The 6,598-nt window shown below is 68.5% G+C and carries 1 protein-coding gene and 2 pseudogenes; 1 reads left to right on the plus strand and 2 read right to left on the minus strand.

Annotation, left to right across the window (positions count from 1 at the left end; all coding sequences use genetic code 11):
- Nucleotides 1-2,277: pseudogene (locus tag J7E94_RS36110) on the minus strand (Tn3 family transposase); the annotation flags it as partial.
- Between the two features lie 1,117 nt (nt 2,278-3,394).
- Here J7E94_RS36110 and J7E94_RS32075 point away from each other — a divergent pair.
- Nucleotides 3,395-5,359, plus strand: coding sequence for an ATP-dependent DNA helicase (locus tag J7E94_RS32075; protein WP_374224524.1), 1,965 nt, complete (start codon nt 3,395-3,397; stop codon nt 5,357-5,359).
- A gap of 220 nt (nt 5,360-5,579) precedes the next feature.
- On the opposite strand, the pseudogene J7E94_RS32080 reads toward J7E94_RS32075, so the two are convergent.
- Nucleotides 5,580-6,022: pseudogene (locus tag J7E94_RS32080) on the minus strand (IS110 family transposase); the annotation flags it as partial.
- Between the last annotated feature and the right edge of the window lie 576 nt (nt 6,023-6,598).

A 6,598-nucleotide genomic window follows, 5' to 3' on the forward strand; every position in this document is an offset into this window, starting at 1 on the left:
CAGATGCAACTTGGCCCGAAAGACGGCGTTGAGCCAGGTGATGCCCCGCTTGAACCCGAAGTACTTCGGGGAGGGCGCCGCGCTGATCGTGCGGACCGGGACGACGAACCGCAGCCCGTCCACGGAGGCCAGCAGCCCGTCGCCCCAGTACGCCACGATCGGTACCTCGGACTGGGCCTGGATCAGCTTCGCGTTCGCCGCGGCGATCGTGTCGGCGCGCAGGTAGAACTGGTCTACGTGGACCAGGCGGGAGCGCGTGAGGGCTTCGTGGCCGGGGTTGGTGACCGGGGTCATGCCGATGTTGCACGCCTCCGAGACCAGCAGTGCGACCACCGAGGTGGTCAGGTCCTTCATCCGGGTGGTGCCGTCGCCCAGGTGCACGAAGGCGTCGAGGAACCCGGTCCAGGAGTGGACCTCGAAGAGCAGGTCCGGCAGGTCGATCTTCGGGAGCATCTTCTCGACCCGTTTGCGTAGCCACGTCAGGGACTTCGGCTCGCCGAGCGCGCCGAGCTTCTCCACGTTCAGCTTCACCCGGCCGTTCGGCTGGACGTCGAGCGAGACCTTCGCGTCCTTGCCCGCCGATTCCAGGCGCTCGGCCATCTGCTTCCAGCCCGCGTCCAGGGCCCGCACGAGCTCCGCCAGGTGCTCGGTGACCGGCATGTCCAGGCTCAGACCGGCCAGTACGTCCTCGCACACCGCCTCCCACGTGGCCCCGTCCAGGAGCCGGGCGCGCGGGTCGGACCAGCGGTGCGAGGGGGAGGCGAACACGTCCCGGCGCTGGAGGGCGCGGTGCAGCTGCTCCAGCACGCACACCACGTACGCGTCCCGGTCCACCGACCCCTGCGGCAGCTCGGCGTTCGCGTACACCGCCTTGCGCCAGGCGGCCGGCACCAGCTCGTCGTCGACCTAGCGCGGCAGCAGCGGCTTGTCCTTCACCCGACGCCTCGCCAGCGTCGGTAGCCGCCGCACCCCGGCCAACACCCGCGCACCGCCAGGCGCCGCGTCCAGCGCCTTCGACTCACCCAGCAGCGCCAGGAACGGGCGCACCGTGTTGTAGCGGGTGGTCAGGGCCGCCCGCATCGCGACGTCGGCCGAACCTTCGTCCTCGGGCACCAGCGACACCACGAGCGCGGCCGCGGTCATCACCGTCTCCCGGGGCGCGACCTCCTCGACCGCTGCCCACAGCGCCGCCGCGTCCAAGTCGGCGCCGTGCGTCTCGACCTGCTCCAGTTCCTCGAACAACACCTTCGCCGCCCGCGCCAGGACCCGTGACGCTTTCTCCAGCTGCGGCAGCGTGGAGAGGCGCTCCTTCTCGGTCACCCGCTTCGCCGTGCTGATCAGCCGCGTCGCCATCAGGACCTGAAAGAGGTCCAGGGTATCATCGATGGCCTTCGCCTCCAGATGGCGCATCACCGCGGTCAGCATCGCCGTGCGCTTGGGCTCCTCGGCCCGTTCCAGGCTCGCAGCCTTCGACCCCAGCCCGTACCGGGCGAGCGCCGACAGCCGGTTCGGCGGAACCTGCGCCAGCCGCACCCGGCCCAGCTGGAACGCGCCGATCTCATCCACGCGCTCCAGTGACCGGGCGAACGCCGTGCCCGTCGTCCGCGTCGGCGGCCGGCGTAGCCGCTCCAGCTCCGAGAACCGGGCACCCTCCGGCACCGCCAACGTGGTCACCAGATCCCCGGGCAGTGCGCCGTCCGCGCGGTGCGCGGCCCTGGCGACCGTGGCGTACAGCCGCCTCTCCGCGACCGTACGGACCTCCGACACCTTCCGGGCCAGCACCGACACCCCCGGCAGCAGCACCCGGTGCCGGCGCAGCCATCCCACCGCCTGGTTGAACAGCGCCACCGGCCCCTCAGCGTGTGTCCATGCCCGCCCGTGCAGGAACGTACGGAACTTCCGGCCCCACTCCGCATCGTCGTACTCGTGGTACTCGTACGCGTCCCGGATCTCCCACGCGTGCTCGTACGCCGTCGGCTTGCGCTCCGTGTACTGCTTCACGCAACTGACGTCCTCAATGCCGAGCTGCTCGCCGAGGTACTCCACCACCACCCACGGAACGTCCAGCGGGTTGTCCGGGAGGAACCGGCCGATGTAGCGCACGGTGCACATCTGAAGGGCGAACCCCAGCCGACTGTGATCACCGCGCCGCTTTGCGATCAGCTTGCGGTCCTCGTCGTCGAGGAAGAAGAACCGCTCCAGCTCCGGCCGGGTCGGCTCCTCGTTGAACTTCCCGTACGAAGCGGCCTGATCGTCGGTCAAGAACTCCACTGGCATGGACCTGACGCTACGGGCGTCCACAGCCGCTCAACGATCATCTGCCGAACCCCGGCGGCAGGCCGATCACCTGTGCTAGAGGCCCATGATCACCGGCTTAGCGTTAACCGCTGTACCGCTGTTCCCCGAGGCCGTAGACCAGCTTGGCCATGCCGCTCCGTTGTGGTGGTCGCATTCGACCCTAGCTGTCAGCAAACCCTGTCATCAGCCGTCATCGGATCTGATTGGATCGGCGCCGCCGCCGGGACCCCGGAAAGCCCGGGCTCATTGGACGCCCGCCGCGCCTGTCGTCATTCGTTCCTTTGACGACATCAAAGACGCGGAGGCCGAAGATCGGCGGATCCAGGTTGGGCTGGGCCGGGTCGGATGGTCCGGGCACGGACGGGCCTGCCGCCGGGCGTCGCGGCGGCGAACGGGGTGAGAGTTCACCGATCCGTTCTCTGGGTCGGCCGCGACCGACGGCGGCGTGGTGCTGCGGTCCTGAGATGGGGCCGTCGGCACGGGTCGGGCAGTGGTGGACCGGTCGAGGGCTTAACCCATTCTGTGCTCGTCTCCTCGGTCGGGTCGCCAGACGAAGCGACCAGATGCCCCCTGGCAGTGAGCTCGATGGCGCCGGTCGCCTCGCCGGATCTTCCCCCTTTTCCCGAGCGCGGCAAAACATCGCCGGCATCCAATGGCGGGCTCGCCCATAAGGCAGGCGGGCATCGGGAGCGCAATTAGCGATATACGGAACGGCGGAATGCATGATACGCCATACGGTCAGCCGTCATGGATTCAGTCGTAGGGTCATGATGCCGTCCCTACGCACTCGGTCGCTCGTTAGTCACCACAGGAGGAAGGCGATGAACTGGGCAAATGAAGGTCTGATGCGGATCCGCCGAGTATGCCGTGGGCCGGGCGGTGCGCTTGGCAGCAGCGGCAAACTTCACCAAGTAAGTCAAGGCTTATCTTTTAGGGAACTTTGACCGTATGGTGTGGCTCGAATCGAAGGAGCCCCCTGTTGTCGAAAATGAATGATCCCGCTGTGCGTGCGGTTGAATCGGAGCGGGATTATGTGTCCTCCTTGTATGAGTTGCTTACCGAGCGGCTTTCCGAGGCGCGAGTACACCGAGCGAGTGTGCTGAAGGCCCCGGCGGAAAGCGCCGGTGAGGCATACGAGAGAGAAATCGCCGCCGAGCGTCTGGCCAAGGAAATCGGCCGGCTGGAGGGCGCCGAAAAGGGGCTGGTCTTCGGGCGCATCGACTGGACGGATGGCACGGCCCTGCGCATCGGGCGGATCGGACTGCATACGGAGGAGGATGACCTGCCTCTGCTCGTGGACTGGCGCGCGAACGCGGCGCGGCCCTTCTACGAGGCGACACCGGTCCACCCGATGGACCTGCGGCGGCGCCGGCACCTGCGCCTCGAGAAGCGCACGGTCATCTCGGTGAGCGACGAACTGCTGGACGGGACCGCCCCGACCGACGAGGACGTTGTGGGGGACGGCCCGTTGACCGAGGCTCTGTCGGCACGGCGTACGGGCAGGATGCACGCGGCCGTCGCGACGCTGCAGGCCGAGCAGGACGAGATCGTCCGCTCCGCCCACCGCGGGGTGACCGTGGTGCAGGGCGGGCCCGGCACCGGCAAGACGGTGGTCGCCCTGCACCGGGCGGCCTATGTCCTGTACGCGTTCCCGCGCGCCGCGGAGGAGGGTGTCCTGGTGGTGGGCCCGAACGCCCGGTTCCTCGACTACATCTCCCAGGTCCTTCCCTCGCTCGGAGAGAACGACGTCGTTCTGGCGACCTGCCGGGAACTGGCCGGCGTGTCCACGGACACGGTGGACCCGTTCGATGCGGCGCGTCTCAAGGGCAGCTCCGACCTCGCCGACGCCTTGGCCGGCCTGCTGCGCGTCCACCAAGCCCCCGCCGGTGACTTCACCGTGCGGGTCGGACAGGAACTGGTTCACCTGTCCGGCGAGGAAGTCGCCACGGCACGCGACGCCGCCGTGGCAGCCGCACCGGGGCACAACCCCGCGCGCCAGGTGTTCAGGGAGCTCTTGGTCGACGCCGTCACCGACGCGATGCAACGAGACATGGGCGACCTCCTGGAGCAGATCGACGCCGATGCCGCCAAGATGACGGGCATGGACCTCGACCGGTTCACGGGAGCCGCCCAGCGCCGTGCCGAAGGTGCGGCCGACTCGGGTCCGGTCCACGAGCTGGACCTGGACGCCATCCGAGCCGATCTCCTCGACGACGCCGGCGTCGACCGAGCGGTCGAGGTGTTGTGGCCGCGGCTGCTACCCGGTGACCTCGTGAAGGCGCTCCTGACGAACGCCGGCGCTCTCGCCGAGCGCCTGCCCCGCCTGACCGCGCAGGAGCGGTCCCTTCTGCTGCGCGGTCAGGACGACCCGTGGACCGATGCCGATGTGCCGTTGCTGGACGAGGCGGCGAGCCTGGTCGACGGCCCCCCCGAGCGGACGTACGGGCACGTCGTCGTCGACGAGGCGCAGGAACTGACCGCCATGCAGTGGCGGATGATCGTCCGCCGCTGCCCGGCAAGGGCGATGACGCTGGTGGGTGACTTCGCCCAGGCAGGCCCGGTCGCGACAGCACGCGACTGGAAGGAAGCACTGAGCCCCCACGTCGGACCGCGGTTCAAACTGCACAACCTGACCGTCAGCTACCGCACCACGCAGGAGATCCTGGAGAGCGTCCGGGACCTGCTCACGCGGATCGCTCCGGACCAGAAGCCCACACGGTCACTGCGAAGCGGTGAGAGCCCTCGCACCGTGACCACACCTCCGGACGGGTTGGTCACCGCCGTCGTTCAGGAACTCCGCGCCCAGAGCACCGCGCACCTGGGCGAGCTTCTGGGAGTGATCTGCGCGGACACCAGGGTGAGCGAGCTGACGGCCCAGGGCATCGCTCACCACGCACGCATCGTGCCGGCGTCCGAAGCACGCGGCCTGGAATTCGACGGGGTCGTCGTCATGAACCCCGAGGAAATCATCACGGCCCGCCCCGGTGGGGAAAGGGACTTGTACGTAGCCCTGACCCGGGCCACGAAGCGCCTCTGCACAATCACCGTCCAGCCCGCCTGACGACTCGGCGCCCGCGTCGTCGCCGCGGGCGCACCCGGCGCGGTACAGACACCGGCCCGCGCGCACGGGGCTGCTCGCCGCCTCACCGCTCGTGGCCGCACCCGGCATCACGCGGCCTGGTCCAAGCCGACGACGTTCAGATCCCCTTCGCGCAGCAGGGTGAAGTCGACGTCGAGCTTCGGGTCGTACGGATCTCGGTGAGGTGGCCACGAAGCCGGTTGATGGTCCGCGTGCGGTCGTCGCTGAGGTCTCGACGGTGCCGGGTGAGGACCTTCAGCTCGGACACCAGCTCGTCACCGGGTCGCAACGGGGTAAGGTCTCGTCGCATACGGGCTTGGTCGGCAATGACCGCCGCGTCCTTGGCATCCGTCTTGCCGTCGCCTGGGTAGCCCTCGAGGCCCGGGTGACCGCCCACCCGGGAATGTAGAGCAGCTGCTGACCGTGATTGATCAGGATCGTGATGACCAGGGCGGCCCCGCCGTCCGCCAGGTCAATGCCCCAGACTGCCTCGTCGCCCAGGGCGAGAACGTCCGCGAGGAGCTTGAACAGCTCGGCCTCCTCGTTGGCGACGCGGCGCGACAGCAGCCGCTTGCCGGTGTCGTCGATCACCACGCAGTGGTGATGGGTCTTCCCGGCGTCGATACCGGCCCAGATCGCTGTCACGTGCTTCTCCGCAGGTCGTGTTCGTACGGGCACCACGGACGACCTCGCTGTCGAGTCCCTACTGAGCGATCAGTGCCGCAATTCCTAATGAGCAGACCGAGTCGTCGTGGGGCGCCGGGCGGCGAATCGGCAGAAGCCACAACCGCGGCAGACGACTGAAAGCCACACCCGGCACCCCTGGGTGAGCCAACCCTACGAATGGCTCGCTCAGCCCGGTCAACAACGTAGGGACGACTGAGTCCCGTACGGCATGACGGGTGTCGCCCTGATCACGAAGCCCCCACAGGACGCGGCCGCCTTCACCCCGCCCGACCGACGCCCTGGACGACCTACCCACCGCCGTCCGCGACTTCAACGCCTCGAGCGTCATCCCCGCGTGTGCGGGGAGCACTGGACGCTTGACCAGCTCGCCGCCCTGACCGAGGGGTCATCCCCGCGTGCGCGGGGAACAGACTGACTGACCTGCAATGCCGGTGAGTTAGCGAGTCGGTGCAGGTCAGGTGGGGTACCTCGCGATTTTGAGTGTGTAGTGCACGTGACTGGGAGTGCGGGGTTGGTCCCGTTTCTTTACCTCGT

This window comes from Streptomyces sp. ISL-94 (assembly GCF_018614075.1).
GTDB lineage: Bacteria > Actinomycetota > Actinomycetes > Streptomycetales > Streptomycetaceae > Streptomyces.